At 48.3% G+C, this 20,755-nt stretch carries 21 protein-coding genes; 12 read left to right on the top strand and 9 right to left on the bottom strand.

The window, feature by feature from the left end:
• The first annotated feature begins 474 nt into the window (after positions 1-474).
• From OXG87_10140 to OXG87_10130, 3 genes are all read left to right on the top strand, one after another.
• On the top strand, positions 475-4,203 hold the full coding sequence (locus OXG87_10140) for a hypothetical protein (GenBank protein ID MCY3869907.1): 3,729 nt from the start codon (positions 475-477) through the stop codon (positions 4,201-4,203).
• Positions 4,200-5,171 carry a hypothetical protein gene (locus OXG87_10135; GenBank protein MCY3869906.1) on the top strand — a complete coding sequence of 324 codons (972 nt, stop codon included), beginning with the start codon at positions 4,200-4,202 and terminating at the stop codon, positions 5,169-5,171. The genes OXG87_10140 and OXG87_10135 overlap by 4 nt, the downstream gene beginning before the upstream one ends.
• 213 nt (positions 5,172-5,384) lie before the next feature.
• Positions 5,385-5,879 (top strand): hypothetical protein, encoded by a 495-nt coding sequence (locus tag OXG87_10130; protein ID MCY3869905.1) that lies wholly within the window; start codon positions 5,385-5,387, stop codon positions 5,877-5,879.
• Positions 5,880-5,973: 94 nt separating this feature from the next.
• Here OXG87_10130 and OXG87_10125 read toward each other — a convergent pair whose 3' ends face one another.
• Positions 5,974-6,246, bottom strand: coding sequence for a helix-turn-helix domain-containing protein (locus OXG87_10125; GenBank protein ID MCY3869904.1), 273 nt, complete (start codon positions 6,244-6,246; stop codon positions 5,974-5,976).
• A 150-nt stretch (positions 6,247-6,396) separates the two neighbouring features.
• Between OXG87_10125 and OXG87_10120 the strand changes: the two genes are divergently transcribed.
• Positions 6,397-7,230, top strand: a complete 834-nt coding sequence (locus OXG87_10120; protein ID MCY3869903.1) for a nucleotidyltransferase domain-containing protein — start codon at positions 6,397-6,399, stop codon at positions 7,228-7,230.
• A 118-nt stretch (positions 7,231-7,348) separates the two neighbouring features.
• Here OXG87_10120 and OXG87_10115 read toward each other — a convergent pair whose 3' ends face one another.
• Complete coding sequence (locus tag OXG87_10115; protein MCY3869902.1) at positions 7,349-7,768, bottom strand: hypothetical protein; 420 nt, start codon at positions 7,766-7,768, stop codon at positions 7,349-7,351.
• Positions 7,769-7,809: 41 nt separating this feature from the next.
• On the bottom strand, positions 7,810-8,628 hold the full coding sequence (locus OXG87_10110; protein ID MCY3869901.1) for a nucleotidyltransferase domain-containing protein: 819 nt from the start codon (positions 8,626-8,628) through the stop codon (positions 7,810-7,812).
• A gap of 343 nt (positions 8,629-8,971) precedes the next feature.
• Between OXG87_10110 and OXG87_10105 the strand changes: the two genes are divergently transcribed.
• From OXG87_10105 to OXG87_10080, 6 genes are all read left to right on the top strand, one after another.
• Positions 8,972-9,310 (top strand): nucleotidyltransferase domain-containing protein, encoded by a 339-nt coding sequence (locus OXG87_10105; GenBank protein MCY3869900.1) that lies wholly within the window; start codon positions 8,972-8,974, stop codon positions 9,308-9,310.
• A complete protein-coding gene (locus tag OXG87_10100) occupies positions 9,279-9,689 on the top strand; it encodes a HEPN domain-containing protein (protein ID MCY3869899.1) in 411 nt (136 codons plus the stop codon). The genes OXG87_10105 and OXG87_10100 overlap by 32 nt, the downstream gene beginning before the upstream one ends.
• Before the next feature lie 103 nt (positions 9,690-9,792).
• Positions 9,793-10,140: a hypothetical protein gene (locus OXG87_10095; protein MCY3869898.1), complete on the top strand. Its 348-nt coding sequence runs from the start codon at positions 9,793-9,795 to the stop codon at positions 10,138-10,140.
• A gap of 20 nt (positions 10,141-10,160) precedes the next feature.
• Positions 10,161-11,087: a hypothetical protein gene (locus OXG87_10090; protein ID MCY3869897.1), complete on the top strand. Its 927-nt coding sequence runs from the start codon at positions 10,161-10,163 to the stop codon at positions 11,085-11,087.
• Positions 11,088-11,605: 518 nt separating this feature from the next.
• A complete protein-coding gene (locus OXG87_10085) occupies positions 11,606-12,169 on the top strand; it encodes an RNA polymerase sigma factor (GenBank protein MCY3869896.1) in 564 nt (187 codons plus the stop codon).
• A 14-nt stretch (positions 12,170-12,183) separates the two neighbouring features.
• Positions 12,184-12,576, top strand: a complete 393-nt coding sequence (locus OXG87_10080; protein MCY3869895.1) for a cupin domain-containing protein — start codon at positions 12,184-12,186, stop codon at positions 12,574-12,576.
• A gap of 75 nt (positions 12,577-12,651) precedes the next feature.
• Here OXG87_10080 and OXG87_10075 read toward each other — a convergent pair whose 3' ends face one another.
• The 6 genes from OXG87_10075 to OXG87_10050 form a co-directional block, all read right to left on the bottom strand.
• Positions 12,652-14,418: a Rieske (2Fe-2S) protein gene (locus tag OXG87_10075; protein MCY3869894.1), complete on the bottom strand. Its 1,767-nt coding sequence runs from the start codon at positions 14,416-14,418 to the stop codon at positions 12,652-12,654.
• 138 nt (positions 14,419-14,556) lie between these two features.
• Complete coding sequence (gene fucU / locus OXG87_10070; GenBank protein ID MCY3869893.1) at positions 14,557-14,988, bottom strand: L-fucose mutarotase; 432 nt, start codon at positions 14,986-14,988, stop codon at positions 14,557-14,559.
• Positions 14,989-15,007: 19 nt separating this feature from the next.
• Positions 15,008-15,745: a phytanoyl-CoA dioxygenase family protein gene (locus OXG87_10065; protein MCY3869892.1), complete on the bottom strand. Its 738-nt coding sequence runs from the start codon at positions 15,743-15,745 to the stop codon at positions 15,008-15,010.
• A gap of 9 nt (positions 15,746-15,754) precedes the next feature.
• On the bottom strand, positions 15,755-16,942 hold the full coding sequence (locus OXG87_10060) for a mandelate racemase/muconate lactonizing enzyme family protein (GenBank protein MCY3869891.1): 1,188 nt from the start codon (positions 16,940-16,942) through the stop codon (positions 15,755-15,757).
• A gap of 15 nt (positions 16,943-16,957) precedes the next feature.
• Positions 16,958-17,701, bottom strand: a complete 744-nt coding sequence (locus OXG87_10055) for a phytanoyl-CoA dioxygenase family protein (protein MCY3869890.1) — start codon at positions 17,699-17,701, stop codon at positions 16,958-16,960.
• An 11-nt stretch (positions 17,702-17,712) separates the two neighbouring features.
• Entirely contained in the window at positions 17,713-18,873 is a 1,161-nt protein-coding gene (locus tag OXG87_10050) for a hypothetical protein (GenBank protein MCY3869889.1), read from the bottom strand.
• Positions 18,874-19,068: 195 nt separating this feature from the next.
• Here OXG87_10050 and OXG87_10045 point away from each other — a divergent pair, with 195 nt between their 5' ends.
• Both OXG87_10045 and OXG87_10040 read left to right on the top strand, forming a co-directional pair.
• Positions 19,069-19,395 (top strand): hypothetical protein, encoded by a 327-nt coding sequence (locus tag OXG87_10045; GenBank protein MCY3869888.1) that lies wholly within the window; start codon positions 19,069-19,071, stop codon positions 19,393-19,395.
• A gap of 9 nt (positions 19,396-19,404) precedes the next feature.
• Entirely contained in the window at positions 19,405-20,568 is a 1,164-nt protein-coding gene (locus OXG87_10040) for an MFS transporter (protein MCY3869887.1), read from the top strand.
• Positions 20,569-20,755 lie beyond the last annotated feature (187 nt).

Here is a 20,755-nt window from a genome sequence, read left to right as displayed (position 1 = left end):
GTGCTGTTTCTCGTAGCTCTCTCCCCTACCAAATCTCCCCTGTTTTTACGCTCCGACCCGAAGGTATATATCTACGTGAGGTCAGCCCCTTCGGATAATTCTTGATGGGGCTTTTTGGTCTTTTTTAGCAAAGAAAAACCTCGGCAGCTGGCACTGCCGAGGTCTGTAGAAGTCACCGGAACGTCCGGTAACCCTGATGAAAGATGTCTGAATATAAGAATATCGGGGATCAGGTCAACAGTCAAATCCATAGGGCGGAATGACACATCTAATTTAATTTATGACAGAAACTCTGCTGCAATGGCAAGCCGGGTCTGTAGCCGCCTGGGAACAGAAGTGCTACGTTGCTTTGCTTAAGTACGATCTGCACACGATGTCAAAAGCAGATTCAGTTACTCATCCATAGATTTGAAATATACCGTTCTATCATTATAAAACTTTACAAACATAAAGTTTCTGAGAAAGGTTTCGTTTATGGTGTCAATTAATTTTTCTGATTTTAGGCGGTTTGCGAAGTTTTTTGAAAAACACGACCTACAGTCTTCAGTTACACAACTCGCCGGCTTACTCACCGTCCCCTCTTTGCATGCGAATACACTCCGGATAGAAACAGCCATTCACCTGACTGTAGCGAACTGCGAAGGCTCTCGAAATCTCAAGTTAGCCGAGATAGACCACTGGCTAAATCAATATCTCGGCAACAGGATCGCAATATACGAAGACCCTGTGGAGGATGTCTTTATCACCAATGTCGAGACGCATGAGGGCAATCGGCGCATATTCCAAGGAATATGGGAATCAAGTGACTACTTTGTTCAAGCAGCTATCAATATCCTAAGTATCCATCTTGCTCTGCAGGAGTGTCGAAATCTTCTAAGCCCTGCTTTTGCATTGCTAAAATTGAGCGATAGTGTCGCTGAGCGTGTCGGTTTACGGAGATGGCATAACGCACCTTCGACCGCGAAGGATAAAATCGGAGTCGCCTGTGTGAGTGACAGGGCGGAACGGGCCCAAGCGGTAATCTTCTCAGATAGCGAACTTAATGCAATGGGGATCAAACGTCACCTGTTGGCACCCTTTATTCTGCGATATGAAGATAGGCAGGCCCTCAAAACTGAGACAATCGGAAAATCTTCCCTTGAGAAACGCCCCCTTATAGACTTTGGCGATAAAGTGGTTTTGGCTTTACCTAACGCGGTTAGCCCAGCAATTAGGACGTTCATTCTCTCTGAGTTGCGGCGAAGGGGTTACTTGTCGGCCTTCTCTCGTGCGTTGGCCACTTATCAAGCCAAACAAGTCGAAGGAGAGGTGTTCAAGCAACTGGAGCAAGATGTTTTCTCTCTCAAGCTACCCGAATTCGATAGAAAGACTCCACCACTTCATGCTTGGCTGCTCAAATATGATGTCAACAAGTACCTTCATGTCGTGCTTGTCCATGACCGTTTAGATTCGTTGAAACCCTATGATTTATCCGGTTTCATGACATATCCGCAAGAATTGATGACGGGTCTTAATGATTATATATCTAAAACCGCCTCTTACTGCATGTCATTACCAGATTTTAATGAAGGAATGACACTTTTGATAATGGGGGGACTCGGCCGCGGCTTCGCTCTGGGCTTTGATGAGTGTCCGGATCAATGGCATCTATCGGCTATTAGTATATCCAACCTTCTCATGCTAGGCCACCTGCCCGATCAACCGATCACACGCTACCTCAAATATATCAAACAGAGGACATGGGTAGATAAGGAAGGAGTCACTATTCAAGACATGAGCGGCGACTTGAATTCTTTTAGCTACTGGCGTCAATCGAACTACCAAATTGTGCCTCATGATTTAGCTATAGATTCCCCCTCTATGCTTATCATTGAAAACGATTGGATTTTGGTCGCCCGACAGGAAGTCCGAAATCTTGTAGATCGACATGTCCTTAAGACAACAGACGGGATCTACGTACCCGTAGTACGATTTTTTAGTAACTCATACTTCAAATCCGTGTGTGACCGTCCAATTTATGCGAGCCTGATCCATCTGAGTTCAGGCATATTTGCGGGGACTGTGGAAACGGCGCGTGGCCCCAGTTGGCTAGTCATGATACGCGAGAGTGACGAAAAATTCCCTCGCTTCCTTTATGATATATGGGAGGGATTCATCGGTCTGTATGACAGGCTCGTATCCGAGATTGAGTCCCTCTACCCAGATGCCCCATTCGGTCCGGTAGAAATTAAACTCAATGCAGATGACGTAATTGATGTAGATGGCATACTTATAGTTGAGAAAAATATGAAACCTCAAATAGACACGAAAGTCAACGAATTTGAAGTTACCATTCAAAATAAACAGCGAACCGCTGTGGTCAAGTTACCTCCTGATTTCCTTCAGTATTTTCAGCAACCTGAGAATACTGGTGAGCGGATAGTCCTGAGAAGCATCGCGAAAGGTCTTATCAGTCTACATCAAGATACAAATAAGAATGTTGATAAGGACATACTGGAAGCTTTATTAAACAAAGTGATCAGTGATCCAGGTATGCGGATTCTCCATGCCTTTCCTATAGATCCTATTGAACAACTAAAAGCAAAACAAAACCAAGCTCCAATATTCATAGCTCAAGAGGATTTTGCTTTTTCCAAGTTGAAGCTGTCCGAAGGATGCACATCAGCAACGACAATTGGGGAGATCAATTCGAAAGTTGAATGCAATGAATTTTTGCACAAAGTTGTAGATAAAATTTGGAGCCAAATACGCAGCCAGTTGAAACAACTTGATCGAGCATCAGTGATACGTGAAGCACTCCGAGTACATGAAGCCATTATTTATGACCGTGAACACTGGCGTCGTACCGCGCAGGCAGTACAGGCGCTTCACGCATCAGAGGAAGATGTTATTGCCATATCACGAGGTCGGGAAGCGGATCGAGTCAATACTGCAATATCAGCCCGTACAATCATAGAAATGGCTATTTGTGAGTGTCCTAAAACAGGTGGTCGTCAGCTTTCACGCTGGAAACTGGACGAACTATTAGCCAAAGTGACGCTATTACTCGAAGTTGCAAGGGTCTCGGATGCCGTCAAAAATGATCTAGTTACACCCCGAATCGAATTGCACCCAAATGGTGAGTACACTATTGACCATGAGTTCCAAAGTACCGTTATCAAACCATTCTTGGAATCTCATTTTTCGAAAGGATTTAAAACGGCTGTACAAGAATACCGCGAGTTATATGAAAACGAATCTTATGATGAGCGAAAGAGACCTGACGAAATATTTTCTTCAGAATTAATTCATGCATCCCGTGTCGAGTTCGGTTTGTCTCTGGACGAAGCGGTAGAAGGAATTTCAAAACTCATGGACCTTGCTGTTGAATACGACAGTGTAATCGTCGAAACAACGCTTGGTGATATCAAAGCCAGACTGACTTCGAACAGAGGCTTATCAGTAGATGCAAGCGAAGCATTTGTCCGCTCTTTCGGAATTTTTCATCGCCCTCAATGGGATAAACCTCCATCGGGTTTTACGGGGAAAGATATTTACCCTTGGCGCTTCAAACGCAGACTTTCTGTAACAGCGAAACCCTTGTTTGTTTTTGGAAAGCAAAACAATGATAAGGTGCTTTTTGGAATTGGTACACTAAAACAAAGTATCCTTAATCTATTGGGTAGGATTGACGAGGGGCACCTACCGCAAGAATTCTTCACCTCAACAGAGATGAAACAATATGTTGGAATGGTAAACGACGAAAAAGGGCACGCCTTTGCTCAGTCTGTTGCTAATAAGCTGTGCGAAAAAGGATGGCATACCCGTAATGAGGTACAAATGACCGAATTAGGTGCTTCTGATAAACTCGGTGATGTAGATGTCTTAGCGTGGAAGCCAAGCGGAGAAATACAGATCGTTGAGTGTAAGCGTCTGCAATTGGCCCGAACTGTTGCTGAGTTTGCCGAAATTTGTCGCCGTTTTCGTGGGGAAGCAAAGGATGAGTTAGGCAAGCATGTAAAACGTGTCGAATGGATTAGAGCAAATGCTGCATGTCTCCAACATATCGTCGGATTCTTACCAGATCCATCTAATATCGATGACAGACTTGTAACCAATGTCGATGTGCCGATGACGTACTTAACTTCATTGCCCATTGAGGCCGACAAGATAGGCCCGCTAAAGTTGCTCAATTCCACAGCAAAAGGAAAGGTATTAAAATGATAGAAAATAGTAGATTCGCTGTGTTAGATATTCCTTACTGTGTCTGGGATCCAGAAATAAGGAGAACGAATCTTGAATTCATCGAAGGAATTGACCCTACCTATTATGAATATATTGCAGCAATTAATAAAGGATCTCTGCAAGGTGATGGGGCTCAGTATGCGGCTATAGCCATAAGAATAGCCTATTGTCATGGTCTTGAAACACTATTTGCATTACTTTGTGCGTGTATTCAAGCTCCAGACTGTATTATGGGTTGGCTTCAAAAGTATACCTTAAAGCAGTTGAGGGACTTGGTAAAAAAAATTATCAACTACCAAACTCCGATTTTCTGTAAACTCAATCTTCAATCCGTTACGTTGGAGGAACTATCAAATTTGATAAACGATTTTAACCTTCAAGATGAAGATAAAGAGCAGCAACTTAAAGAATCGTTTACAACCTTATGGTATCGATTTGCAAAAGATTTTCTGGATGATAAGCTAATTGCCGAATACAACAATATAAAGCATGGATTCCGGGTGAGACCAGGTGGCTCTAGTTTTTGGGTTGGCCCCGAGGATATACCCGGGGTGCCTGCTCCACCAGAGAAAATGTCCTATCTCGGAGGTAGCGATTTTGGTTCATCTTTTTTTGTGTCCGAAGGAATTGGAGATGAGATAGACAAACGAAATCCAACACACTTTAGGCTCAAAAAACCTGCACTGAATTGGGACCCAAAATGTCTTGTACATGGCTTGAATCTAATATCCATTTCCCTAAATAATATACTTGCATTTCTCAAAGTAGCGAACGGTACAGACGCCGAATCTGTTAAGTTTTTTTACCCTCAGGATAAGTCGTATTTTGAAGCACCATGGCAACCATCTCAAAGTATTCTGAGCAGTGAGATAAATCCTATAATACGTGAAGAAGACATTGTTCGATTTTCAAAAGAGGAGATTTTGAGAGTATATCAGCAATCATAGTCCTAAAGGTAGGATTCTGCTGGAAAGACTCAGCATCTTGCTCAGTATTTTGGTATCTAACAAAAGTCACAAAATACCTTTTATCCTTCATTCTCCGGTTGCTCGGGTGCCAACCTTTAGTCATTGACGAATAGGTCACGGTCTGTTTTTTAACATCAAATTGTCAGTCCAAAAAAGAAGGACAAGCGGTGTACTATTTACGGAGAGAATCTAATGGTGCAACGTCTCTACAGTAATCCACCTATTGAGGAAGCAGTCTGTGAGTTTCGTTTCAAACCGGATCGGGATGAGGAGCGCGAACAAGTGCGACTTGCAAACAAATTGCACGTAGCCTTTGAAACCGAGCCTCTTGAGGACGGTATGCACCATAAGGCTGAGGACATTATAGAACAGACATTACAATCCGGGGAAGACGCGCGAATTCTCGAGTGGCTGAGAGATTTCTCCTTAGATACCGCACAACCGGTCTTCGCGGCGTCTGTTCTGCGTTGCCTTGGGTGTCAAGAACATTTAGGAACAAGCTCATGGCGTTCCGAACTCGTGCGCGATGCGTTGGCTTTGGATGATGTGGAGATTAGAGATGCCGCAGTTCAAGCAGCGGAATTGTGGGGTGATAGTGACATTCTGCCAGTTCTGAAATCGCATTCTGATCCAGAATCGTGGCTGCGAGATTATATTTCTGACGTCATTGACGACCTTGGGGAATAGACGCGATCAATTCTGCTCTAATTACGTCAACGCCCTGCTTGCTTGAGCAGGGCGTTTATTTTTCAATTCTATTCCAGATTTCAGGTTACAGGTTTTACATCACATCCAATATCGCTTGAGGGTTTTTGTCTGCGATTATCAATAGTGTCCGGGCTGCTCCCGATGGACGACGGCGGCCCTGCTCCCAATCTTGCAGTGTGCGAACAGATACACCCATCAATTGGGCAAACTGAGCCTGAGAAAGACCTACTTTCGCTCTCGTTTGGGCAATGTCAGGCACTGCGATAATACGACCGTGTTCGCCGCGCTTAATTTCCTGTAGGCCAGATAGAATCTCTTGACCGATATTTCTATTCTTTTCATTCATTTTCAATCTCCTCACGAAAATAAAACATACGGCATTGCCGTATAATATCAAAAAGAAAACTTCAATATACAAGACACCGCGACGTACAATTTTCATCCGTGCAGTCTAATATGAATAACCTTGACAACGACCGTCCCGGAGATGTCTGCAATGAGAGAAAAGATTCGTTTCAGTCCAGAAGATCAACAGTTCATCAATCGAGCCATAGATTCTTGCCAACGAATGGGTGAACGCCCTGTCCTCATGTTGATTGGGAGTCGCGCCGCTAACTTTGCCGATGAATGGTCAGACCTCGACCTTTGTATCATTGGCGATAAGCGGCACCTTTCCGGTGAAGATCGGAGGACTTATGAACGAAGCGGGCAACTCTTCGTCGATAGAGGCGACTACGAAGCCCACTGGTCGTTTTACGATGAAGATGACCTGCGGGCGTGGTTGGAAACATACCCGGATGAGATGATGTGGGTGATTGCCACCTCGCGAACCCTCTACGGTAGTTCAAATATCGCTGAAGAGCTGAAACATCGCTATTCCCTGTATCCGCCAGCGGTCGCGGAGAGCAAGTTGAAGTGGATATTCGGCAAGTATCATTACTCGCAGCGCGGTCCACTGGCTATGGCAGCTCGAAATAAGGTGGAAACAGCGTTTGTTGCGGTTGGAAACGTCATCGAACACCTCTGCAAAATGTGCTGCGTTGCTGACAGACAGCCGTTTCCCTACGACAAATGGCTGGTTGAAGCAGCCAAACAAACACAACTGGGCGCGATGGTATATCCATCGATTCAACGGGCAGTAGGCGGCATGAGAGAATTTCTCGCCCCACCGGCCGACCGCAACTGGCGTGACTGGATACCCGTGAAAGAATTGCGGGCGACATTGCCAATTGTTCAAAGCGGACTGAAAGAACTGGGTTGGGTTGGCGATTGGATTGACAATCCAGAGACAACTTACTTTGAAGAGACAGTGAGACGACCTGCGCCCTGAACTAAATGTGATAGATAAATTAAAGCCGCTTCTTAAACTGGGAAGCGGCTTTTTTATTTGTCATGCTGAATATGCAGAACATTGCACCTACTTTTTGTTGCGCGCTTTTTCAAACAGATCACTCCGCGAATGACTCCTCGCCCCTTTCCTTCTGTTTCCGCCTTATCTCGGCGATATCTTCGTCTGTCAGCCGTTCACTGTCTGTTACGATAGTCTGTTCGATGAGTTCCAGTTTCAATTCCCGGTTAGTCAGCCACTCCCAGCGACCGACATTTGCCGGATGGGGATGCGGATACACATCATCAGGATCAATCTCATCTGAAACAACATAGAGATAACCTGGCGTGACGCCGTTATGCTTCAGCCTGAGCTTGTCAGATAGAGACTCACCTTCGTCAGACAAAGAGATAAGAGAAGGACGGTGAGAGAACGCCTTCGCCACATTTCTGTATTGTGTGATCGAACTACCGATACGAAGTTTCGTCAGCTTTTGCTGAGAGCCATGGTACCACGTAAGACTGTAGTCGCAATCTGGCATCAGTAACCCAAACTTTTCAAAAAAGCAAGCGGACGGCCACACTATATTTCGCCAATCATATCCTTGACCCTACATATACCATACTCGCTTATCTTCCAGGTCAATCCAAGTCGTGAACCGATTTCTCTGCGCTGCTCCTCATGTAGTTCCGCCAGGTTATAGTAAGCCTTCTTGAGTGAATTTCGTGTTGGCTGAGGGAATAGAGTCGCAAATCGGCCAGTTAGGTGCGATGGCATCCGCTGCTCGAACTGCCTGGGCGTGAATTTGTGTTCTCCCTGTAGATATGCATGCCATTTCTCCACGATGTTGCGTAGATCGGCAAACGACCAGGCTGCGGAATAGTACTCACCACGCTTCGTGTGCAAAACAACATACACAAGCCAAGCCCAGAGACGTTCGTCTTCATGGATCAACACTTCTTCACTGGGAGTCGGCCTGTTCTCGCGGCGTACCTTATCATTCGAAACTTGACACCATTCTTCAAGCCTGTCTGACTTCGTCCAGATAAGATGAAAGGGCCCTCCCTTCCAACCTGGCAAGTCCTCCTCTATGTACAGATTGATGTCTGCCTTGACGCACGGCTCGAAAAGATAGATAACGAAATACTCCTTGATGTGATCTGCATCAAATCGGTGGAACCACGGTTCGGTCGCCCAATTCCACCTTTTAGACCAGACAGCATCTCGGATTTTTTGGGAATCAAAAACAACCCCTAAATCAAGGTCGGATTGCTCGTCCATCTCTCCGGTAGCTTGACTTCCGCTGACGAAGATGCCGATGACTTCGTCTATGTCCCGGAAGTGTCGCAATAGACTGTCAAAAACGCGTCTGTGCTCAGGGAGATTGACTATATCGAGCATCAGGAGAATCCTTTGCCAGTATTGTGTGGCTGTCCGCTAACTACGTTATTCACGCACCTGTTCAGTTATACCATCAATATACAGGCACTACGCGAAAGTGTGCAAATGCGTTTTAGGACGAGGAATTTGTGAATAGGCTCGGGGTAGGATCACGCTTTTGGCTTTCCGCATTGAGACATTTTGAAGGGATTGAATTTTGCATATAATTATCGTTATACGCAAAAACGTCATTGCAAGTCCCTGTTTTTTCAAGTAAATTGCAAATAGGCATTTATCATTATACGCAAAAAGCGGATGGGCAATTCGCCCAGTTCGACAGCGCGTTTTAGGAAATACTCAAGGTATGAATGTGAAAGAACAAAAAATTACAGAATCGCTTTTGGATGAGATCGCAAACAAAATTGTCGAACACTTTCATCCAGATCAGATTATCCTCTTTGGCTCTCAGGCTTATGGCGAGCCAAAGACCGATAGCGATTTAGATTTGCTCGTCATTATGGATACAGATTTGCGTCCAACAGCGCGAAGTGCCGCAATTGCTCGCATTTGTCGTCCCAAATACGTTGCAATGGATATTGTCGTGCGTACACCTGAAGAAATTCAAACCCATCTGCAAAATTTTGATCCCTTTCTCGAGGAAATTTTCAAACTTGGACGCATCCTCTACAAATCCGCCGGGTGATATACAAGCGTGGGTCTATAAAGCAGAAGAAGACTTTCGCACCGCTACGACAATGGTTCGGAAACGCAAAGAACCTGTTCCCGACAATGTGTGTTTTTGCGCGCAGCAGTGTATAGAAAAGTATCTCAAAGCCTTTCTGGTTCTACATCGCATTCATTTTCCAAAAATTCACGATCTTTTGGCACTGTTAGATTTCGCTGTAGATATTGACACCGAACTCGAGATACTTCGAGATGATCTGAATTTCCTATCCCCATTTGCCGTTGAATTTCGCTATCCCGGAGAAACCGCCACTGTTGAAGAGTCAAAAGATGCGGTTAAAGTTATGCGGCGTGTTCGACGCACTTTGAGGACAAAGTTGAATCTCGAAGATGCCTGATATCCTGCTCTATTAGGCAAATTTTTCAGACAACGTCTGAAAAATCAGCGAAATTCTCCAGACACTATCTGGAGAATCTGAATCCAGACAGGAGGATTAAACTATGATACTGAATACATCAGCAGTAGAGATTGATGAAAGTAGTATATCTATAAGCAAGATAGACAATAATGTTACTGCCAGAGGATCACTACAGAATCATCACTCTAAAAAGGTTAAAGTCATATTTGCAGTTGTCGTATTCTTAGCGGATGTGCGTATAGCTGATAAGGGTGACAGAAATTTTTCTTTTGGCAGAAACGATATTCTTCATGAATTTTACCTTTCAGAAGAACTCGATGCACAAGAGCACAAATCATTTGAATCTATCCCTTATGAAATTACTGAATCGGACGCCGACAACGCCATGCTTGCGTATTATACCACAGTGCTTTCGGTCTCTGAGTTATGATTGGAACGAAAGGGTTCGCCATGATACGAGCGCAATGGTTACTCTTACTCTTGATCTATACAGCAATCTCTCTAAACAGTATCTTTGCAGAAGAACACGCGAAGAACGCACCATCCTCCCTAACCTCTCAGTTGGCGATACCCGATTCCACTCAAATTCAGGTAATTGAAACAACCGATGGATCGACAAATGTCGGACGCATAGTGGAGATTGGTGCTGAAGAGATCGCATTTAAGACAGACCTGGGCATTATCCACATCCCCATTTCAAAGATCAAACACATTGAAACAGTGTCTGCCGAGTTAATACGAAAGGGAGAGTTCTGGTTCCCAAATCCCAATATAACACGCCTATTCTTTGCACCTACGGCGCGTATGCTGAAACAGGGCAAAGGTTATTTTTCTGATTATTATATTTTTTTTCCAGGCTTTGCTTATGGGATCACAGATCGCTTTACTCTGGGCGGCGGACTTTCCATCTTTCCCACCGTGGATATGAATGATCAATTATTCTTTATTACACCAAAATTCGGATTAGTACAGGAAAAGACCTTCTCTTTTGCCATGGGCGCACTTCTCGTGCGTATTCCCAATTATGAGGATGAGGACATTCAAGAAGATGACCCTGAAGTTGCGGGCATATTATACGGTGTAACAACATTCGGGCAACCTGACGCCAGCCTGACTGCGGGACTCGGTTATGGTTTTGTGGAAGGAGACCTCGCAGATCGCCCTATGGTAATGATCGGGGGAGAGAAGCGCTTGACGCGACGGACGGCATTTGTTACAGAAAACTGGATCTTTCCCGGTGTAGAAGACCCCCTGATCTCTTATGGAATAAGATTTTTTGGCAAACGATTAAGCGTAGATCTGGGGCTGATCAATACAATAGGAGAAGGCACAATCTTTCCCGGCGTTCCGTATATTGATTTTGTCGTCCAGTTTTGATTACACAAAACTCTTTTTCCCGTACTCCGTGACGTACAATTTCCACCTGTCCGGTCTAATATATAGGCTGGGACGGCACAAGGGACGGCCCCTACGATGACATTATGATCGTCCGCTGACCGCCGCCCCGCCTCATTTTTCAAAAAATAATTTTTTTGTATGGTACAGATTTTTTCTTGCACAAAAAAACAGAACGGGCTATATTTTCCAATCCAAAAAACAAAAGCCCTCTGTTTATAGGAGATAACTACCTGAAATTACATATCTTTAGGTAAAATCAAATGGTCCATTCACACTGCCATTATCCCTCCAGGAGGCGGCGATTATGCCCTGGAGGCTAAAATTTTGCCAACCCCTCAGTGGGGTTTTTGGTGCCTATACCCTACGTGCCCGACATCGAGCTAAATTCGATGTCGGGTTTTTTGTTGCCCTCCGGGGACCACCCCAGACACCCATCGGTGCAGAACACAGTAGATGATGAAAAAAACAACATGACCTCACGACACAAGAGGAGTATAATGGCACCGAACGAAGAACAGACAATGGTACTCAAAGCGCGGATGGGTGATGGGATCGCATTTGGCAAACTGTACAAAGCAAATGTAGCCCGAATTTATGCAATTGTAGCCAGCCACACAAAAAACAAGGACGACATCGAAGACCTGGTCCAAATCGCATTTATAAAAGCATACCAGGGACTCAATCGCTTTCGCGGTGACGCGGCATTCTCAACCTGGTTGACCCGCATAGCCATGAACGTATGCCTCTCGCACTGCGAAACGCAATCTGTGCGGCGCAAATGGGCAACCTATTTTCACACGCCAGAAGGCATGCAAAAAATCGCTCCATCCTGCACACAAGACCCGGAAACCACCCTGCACGCGCGAGAATGCCAACACCTCGTACGCAAAAGCATACAAACACTGCCACAACAATATCGCGAAGCCATGCGCCTGCGTTATATCGAGGACTATTCGTATGCCGAAATCGAAAAAGCAATGCAAGTACCCATAGGCACCGTAAAAACCTGGCTGTACCGCGGGAAAATACTACTTCGAGAAACCATTGAACAAGAAATGTAAACAGGAGACCACCTATGGTCGAATTTGCTACAAAACCCCTGCCCCAAAAACCCGACGTCACCGCACCCGATGGATCCGACGTCCGCATACTCCTCGAACTCAAAAATGGCGGCATGGCCCACTTTGAACTCCCCCCGGGAAAAATATCCATCGCCGTCGCCCACCGCACCGTCGAAGAAATCTGGTACATCATCAGCGGACAGGGCGAAATGTGGCGCAAACAGGGCAACCGCGAAGAAATCGCCTCCCTCGCCCCCGGCGTAACCCTCACCATACCACAGGGCACCCACTTCCAATTTCGCGCCCACAACAGCGAACCACTCTGCGCCATCGCCATCACCATGCCCCCGTGGCCGGGTCCTGATGAAGCCTATCGCGTACAGGGAAAATGGAAACCGAGGACATAAAAAAAGCCTGCACCATTTGCTGGTACAGGCTTTTGTAATACCTGTCTGTGTGATCTGGAATCATCTATCCCGCCTTCAAACTTCCTCATCCGGATCCTCAGCCGAAAGATCCTCTCCCCTGTGCAATCGAAGTGCCAAATTCGCTGTCTGTCCCAACGCGCGCGCCGTTGGTGCATGCGCTGCCAGATACCGCGCCGCGCCCACCAGCGTAATCCGTGCGCGTTCCTCATCCAGCTCCTCTGCCTGGCTAAACGCGGACTCCAGCATCTGAAACGAATGAAACTCGGCATCTTCTCGCAACAACACATGGCCCAACCGCTCGCACAAAGCACCGCGCGGATGACCCAGCGACAAATACCGATACGCAATCCGTCCCGCCTCATCCACCTGAGCCTGTGTATCCAGCAATTCCACAAAAGAATCCAGCAACTCATCCGCATCCTCCGGCAACTGCTGGGTCGCGCGCTGATCCTGCGGCAATCGGGCCGCCGGCTTATTAAACCACCGATCAAAATACAGCGCCATTGCACCGTGAAAAATCCCCCGCGCCAGATCCAGAGACGGCGCGCGCTTTGCACATTGATGCAGCGCATTAGCCGCCGAATGCGTATGCAGCACAGCGATCCAATCGGCAAACTCATTCTTAACGTGAAACCGCGCAATCCGCAAAGCCGCTGCATAAGTCAGCGTCTGCGTCAACTGCGTCAGCGTCGCCCCACCGGCAAATGCCGCCTTCAACCCATCCACAATCGCGTGCGGATCATCACCTGACAAAACCTCCGTCAAGGCATCCGCATCGTCCCACGTCTTCCCCTCGCCCTCGCGAACCAGATCCTCAAGCTCATCAAACGCATCGCGTAACAACGCCACCAGATCGACGGGACTGCGCCACCGATTCAACTCCTCACTCCGCTGCGAACCCGAAAGCACCCCCACCAGCGACGGCAAAATCTCATCGGCCTTATCCCATCCAATGCGCTCGAGCACCTCAAAACCCTTATTGATAAAATCCAGCACATGCCCGCCATCGCGATAAAAGTGATCCGTCGCTGCAGCCACCAGCATATCGCACATCTCCGAAGGCGTTGCCCCCATCTGAATCGCCGTCAACAACGCGCGTTCCGCACCATCGGCATTTCGCACCTCAATCAAATAGCGGAACCACGCCTTAATCCGCGCCAGCGTCAGATCCTCCGTCTCCAGCGGCGTAAAAACAATCCTCGGCGCTGCATTACTCGTTTCGCTCGCCACATGCAACAACCCCTGATACAGCGCCAGAACCTGATCCTCGGGCGCCAGCTTTGGCACCACATTGGCCATACACGTCAAAATCGTCAACCCCGGACCCCACCCCTGGCGCCGCCTCAGCGCACCATACCGCGCCCCAATCTCTGCAATCTCATCGCCATCGACCCGCTGACCCCGAAGCGCGATCACCGACTTGGCAATCACCAGATTGATATTCTGCTCCAAACTCTCGCTCAACCGCCGCTTCCAATGACCCACCGGATCGGGATGCGTCGCATGCACATTGACATAAATCTCACCATCCTGCACATCCACCGGATAACTCCGAACATCATCCGCAAACGGATCAAACGTACACCCACTAACCAGATCAAACCGCGCGTGATGCCAGTGGCAAATAATCAACCCATTGTGAATCGACCCCTCACTCAGCGGATACCCCATATGCGGGCACCGATTATCCACCGCCCGGATCTCGCCATCCGACTTTGCCAGCGCAATCGCGTGGCCCTCCACATTCACAGCCATAATCCCACCCTCGGGAATATCCTCCACACGCGCGCAGGGCACATAATCAAGTGTCGTCACAGCCATGGTATGCCTCCTTTTGATTGGAATGAACTAATCTCACCCCAAAAATATGCCACTCACAATCGCAAAACATCGTCCTCAGGGACAAAAACAACCTGTCCTTTTGGACAGGTCATTGATTTTTCCCCATCTCCCCTTCCCCTACACAGGCGTCACACCCTTCTTCAAAATAACATTGCCGTATTTTGCAGTCTCCCCAGTCATAACAACCGCAAACGCATCTCTCGCCTGTTCGTAAAACGCAAAACGTTCAACGCGCGCAATAGGGGGCGTATCTGGCCATACCCTGTCAATAACAGCCCGGTAAGACGCCTCCACCGCTGGATCGAGCGCATCGCCCGGCACCGCATCCATCATAAAAACCGGACTATCCACATACGTATCCAGCACAAACAGCGGCAAAATCGCTTCCAGCAATGCCGCAACCCCCAGACCATCTGCCCGCAGCGTATTGGCATTCACCGAATGCCCGGGAAAATGTGCATCTGCCAGAACAATCTCATCTCCGTGTCCCATGCGATAAATCGTAGCCAACAACTCGGGACTGAACAATGGGGATATACCAACGAGCATATTGATCTCCTGTTTCCAACTACCTGAAATGCGCATCCGCTGCATGAGCAGATCTAAGCCCCTTGCTCATCCGCATCAATTGCTTTTGCCTATCCGTAAGCCCATCAAACCACTCGGGCGGAAAACCATCGTGGGGATCCACCTGGAACATACACATCCGTTTGCGATAATGACCGAACAGCGCATGGCGATTCGTCGTCCCCGTATTCGCGCCGCCCGCATGCCATATTTGACCGTTAATAACAATAACACTACCCGCAGATCCCTCGGGTTGTGCAATATGCTTGACAGACACATCCTCTGGCGGAATAACCAATCCGCTCTTATGAGACCCCGGCACCACGCGCGTACCGCCATTTACCGACGAAAAATCATCCAGCATCCAAATCGTATTCATCATAACTGGCGAACTAAAATTCAGCATCTCCAGCGGAATATCACTGTGCAAACCCTGGTCTGGATCGCCCGGACGCACAATGCGGGCATTGAGACTACCCAGAATAAGCGACTTCTCCAGATAATGCTCCAGCAACGGCAGAATCCGTGGATGGTCAATAGTCTTGTGAAAAACGCGATCCATCACCGGCAAATTGGCGACATGCCGAGCAGTACCCCGATTTCTGGCCTCCGTGCCAAATTCCTTCTCACAGCGCATAAGAGCTTCACGCATCTCACCTGCTTCCTCAGTCGTCAAAACATCTTCAACAACCGTAAAGCCATACACATCGAGTTCAAACAAGTGTTGTTGATTATTCATATTGTCCTCCTACCAATTCGCATTCCCCTTATCCCAGGGATGTGCTTTGAGCACCTCTTCAACCATCTCAATACCCCATCCCGGACCTGAGGGAATCGTCAAATACCCATTCTCAATATGCGGCACATTCGTCACCATCTCTTCGCGCCAGGGCACATCGTCAACATCAATCTCCATAATACGCACATTCGGCAAAACCGCGCACAAACTCGCACTGATACACGTCGAAAGATGGCTATAATAATTGTGCGGCGCAACATTGAGTTGATACGCCTCGGCCAAATCCCCCACCTTCTTCGACTGGGCAAACCCATTCCACGGCACATCGATCATAAACACATCCGCAGACCGCGCCTGGAAATAAGGAATAAACTCGCGCATATAAAACAAATTCTCACCCGTACAAATTTTAGTACTCGTCGCATCCTTAATCTGCCGAATCGCATCTGGCTCGTACATATCGATCTCCAGCCACAGCAAATCAAATTGCTCCAGCACCTGGGCAATGCGCATACACGACTCGGGTTTGAAATTAAAATTCAGATCCAGATTAATATCGACATCCGGACCCACAGCATCTCGAAACGTACCAATAAGCGTCTCAATATGCCGGAGAATCTGCCGCGAAACCACGCCATCCGTCGTCCCTGGTTCGCCGCCAAAACCCCCAAAATACACACTGGCAGGATTCCCCGGTACCACGATATTCGTCTTCAACGCCGTGTATCCCCTCTCCACAACCTCCCGCCCCAGCGCGGCAATATCGTCCATCGTGCGAAGCGGTGGCGTATTGAGCAAATCGCTATTGCGAGCACGCGAAGTACCGCAATGCGACCAATAAACGCGAACCTGCTCGCGCGTTGGACCCCCAAAAAGCTCCACAACAGAAATACCGAGCGCACGCGCCTTAATATCAATAAGCGCGAGTTCAACACCCGCGATCGCCTTCGCCGCAATACCCCCCGGACTCTGTCGCGTCCCCCGCAACATATCCCAAAAGCGCATCTCATAAGCGCGCGGATCCTTACCGACGAGCAAAGGCGTCAAATCGCGCACCGTACCCGTAACCCCATACGGACTGCGGCCATCGCTGCACTCCCCCCAGCCACTAATCCCCTCATCGGTATCCACCCGAACAAATATCCACGGGCGCCAACCCGCATCCACAATAAACGTCTCAATATTGGTAATCTTCATATAATTGGTTCCTCATTATAATGGCGGTTGTGTAACGCGATTAAACCCCATCGTATCTTCCCCGTGAATAATCGGAAGTCCGTGATCGTCGGAATCGTACCTGAGAACATGCACAATCGGAGGAATCGCGCGCACAGCCAGACCAATGCGCCGCAAATCCGAGAAATTGGCTTTCGAATGATGCAACGTGCGCTCATTAAACAGAATAAACTCACCCGGTTGCATCTCCAGATCGACCAGTTGCTCCGGATCGTAATACCCCGCATCGGCCATCTCCTGAAACTGCACATCGGGCGTGGCTTTGACATGGGGAATAATTTTGCGATGAGACCCGGGAATAAGCTGCAAATTCCCATTCTCCTTAGTCGAAGCATCCACCGCAATCCACGCCGAAACAATAATCGGCGGCTCGAGCGGCCAATAATTGAAATCCTGATGCCAGGGAATCGCCTTCGTACCCTTGTACTTGATAAAAAAATTCGTGCGCCACAACAACAAATCCGCCCCGTACAGAACCACCATGCGACTGAGAATCTCGGGATGCGTTGACAAATCGTAAACCACCCGACTATCCAGATGCCGGTTGTGAATGCGATTCTTACCATTCGGCGGATCGGTCTCCAGCACCTCTTCAATCGCCGGTCGAAGATCCGCCATCTCCGCCTCAGAACACAGCGGATACGGACCGAGAAAGCCCCGCGTGCGAAAATGCAGCATCTCCTCCTCCGTCAGTACTGCCGGTGCTTCAGCTATTGCCATCTCATATCTCCTTATACAATATCTCCAACCTCAATCCGATACATCTGCCGTCCATTGCCCAGATGTGGCGAATCAATCACCACAAACTGCCCATCGGGACTAAAGCGCGGATGCAAATCACAGCGCCACTCGCCCGTATAAGGCTCCGGCGACGGAAAAACACCCAGATCGACGCGCTTGCCAGTCGCAACGTGATAAAGATACGGAACTTGACTGCGATGCCCCTGTGACGGATACGTGTCGTTGAGAATCCACTCATTGCCCGGCAAATACGTACAGTGCCCATTAACCGTCATAACCCCATCGCCAATCACCTCTGGCTCCGCATCGGAAAGATCCCGATAGAGATAAAACTTATTCCCGTGCGACGGGTGATACGCCCACCCGAGAATCGTCTCTGGATCGCGCCAGATAAAATGCGACATCTTACCGTAATCATCAACCACATGCAAATTTGACCCATCGGCACTTGCCGTCATCATCCGCGTATCAAAGCCTCCCTCACCAAATCGCCAGCGATGCAAAAAAATGAACCGCGACCCATCCGTATTAAACAGCAAATGATTAAAATAATGCCGTGCCCCGGAAATATCACCATGCGGATACGGAATCGCAGCAACCTCGGCAATTGTAACAACAAGCCTTGATTCACCCGTCTGCAGATCCACAGAATAAACACCCACATCATCGGGCGCGCGCACATCGCGATTGGGATCGGGAATCCCCGCATACCCATACCCGGGCCGCATGTGATTAATCCGGCGAAAATCCGCACCAATAGCGGTCTTCCCATCGGGCGAAACCGTATAAATCGCCTGCGGAAGCGTCCTAATTGCCCCCGTTTTCACATTGTAAACCCGCGAAACAAACGCATCCCCCTCGCGATCATTAAAAATAACATCCGTATCCGAATTGGGAATCCACTGCAACATACACCCCTGTTGCCAGCACCAGGCCCGCGTGCGCCCGAACTCAGACCACGTATCCCGACCCGCCATATCAATAATACCCAGCGCAACTGTATCATCCGCCTCAGGTGACCGGTGTTCAAAATCCACCGCCATACCGAGCGCGTATCGGCCTGACGGGTCTATTTGCCACTTGTCGTAATAACCGAACCAGTGGTACTCAGGTCCCTGAGTAATCGCGCGAATGGGGGGATAATCGGACATGTAATAATCCTTTATAATAATGGGCCGTTCCAGTCCCTAAATTATGTCCCCAGTTCTATTCCCGCAACCCTAAGAAACAGTGCTGAACTTAGCCTATGGTGAAATAGTCGATAGACCATTGACTTTTTGCTGTGATAGCATATCTTGTTTATATGACTCCGCCCCCTCTCTCCAAAGAGAAACAGGAGATCTATGATGGCCGAAACATCCGAATCTCAAGCGACCACATCTGACGATAATACCCATTGGGGCATTGCGTATCTACGCGAAGACCTGCAAGACATGCGCCTGCAGATGCGCGAAGACAGCAAAGAGTTGCGCCTGCAGATGGTCGAAACAAATAAGCGCATTGACGAGACAAATAAACGCATTGACGAGACCAACCAGTCCCTGGGACAGCGCATTGACGAGACAAATAAACGCATTGATGACACGAATAAAATCCTTGAATCCCGTTTCATCTGGATCATTACCACCATGGTCGCAATAACGGGCATTCTCATCGCCGTGATCAAACTGTAAGACCTGCCCTTGTCCTCAAATAGTAATAACAGTCGTTTTCAGACCCGTGACGTAATCACCCTCTCCGGTGGGCATGCAGTACACGACACATACAGCGGATTCTTACCCCCCTTACTTCCCATTTTCATTCAAACCCTCTCCCTATCCAAAACCGAAGCCAGCTTGTTAATGGTCGTCAGACAGGCCCCCTCGGTATTTCAACCCATCATCGGACATCAGGCAGACCGCCTGAACTTGCGATCTCTCGTAATCCTGGGACCTGCAATAACGGGCATCGCCATGAGCCTGCTCGGCATAGCGCAAGGTTACCTCGCCCTCGTCGTCCTATTATTAATCACGGGATTTAGCTCCGCGGCTTTTCACGCCGTTGGACCCGCAATGGCCGGAACGCTCTCAGGCTCCAACCTGGGCCGCGGAATGGGCATCTGGATGTTGTGCGGTGAACTCGGTCGCACCCTGGGACCTATATTAATCGTAAGCGTCATCGGCCTGTGGGGAATCGCCGGAACAACCTATCTAATACCCGCAGGCGTCGTGGCCTCACTGATACTCTTATTGCGAATGAGAAGCGTCGCCAGCCGCGTCATATCAGCCTATAAAGCACTGACCTGGCAGGCCGCCTTAAAACGCATGGCACCGGTCCTGATACCGCTATCGGGCATTGTCTTTGTCCGCGCATTTATGATGGCCTCTCTAACCGCATTCCTCCCCACCTTCTTGACCGAAGAAGGCACCAGCTTATGGCTATCGGGCGCATCTCTCTCCGTACTGGAAGGCGCGGGCATTGGCGGCGCACTAATCGGCGGATGGGTAAGCGACCGATGGGGACGCAAACAAGTCCTCGGATTCTCCATGATCGCAACTCCTCTCCTCCTATTTGTCTTTCTCGGAACCCAGGGCTGGGCCTTATTTCCCATCTTAATCATCCTGGGCTTTGTCGCCCTCTCCACCGGTCCCGTGGTCATGGCAATGGTACAGGAAAGCTGCCCAGAAAACCGAGCTTTTGCCAACGGGCTTTACATGGGCGCGGGATTCGTGCTTCGCGGCGTGGCAATGTTGCTCCTCGGCATCATGGCAGATGCCTATGGCCTGCGCCGGGCTTTTGAAATCAGCGCGATCTTGATGTTGCTCGGAGTAGTGCTGGTATTTCGGATACCGGGTAGAAGCCCATAATTTACGCGGCAAATTCCCTCTCCCATCTTACCCCTCCCATCCCTTACAAGTGTTCATTTTCGGACACTACTGTATCAAAATCGGACACTTTCCAATTAGTCAATTTCAAGCAATTTTCATAACTTATTGTTATTTCAAAACTTGGATTCTTGGCACGATTATTGCAGTAAAATCGGCACAAAACGCA

The sequence above is a fragment of the Gemmatimonadota bacterium genome (assembly GCA_026706845.1).
GTDB lineage: Bacteria > Latescibacterota > UBA2968 > UBA2968 > UBA2968 > VXRD01.
The sequence above is the reverse complement of the archived record's forward strand: the minus strand, read 5'-3'. Positions and strand labels throughout refer to the sequence as shown.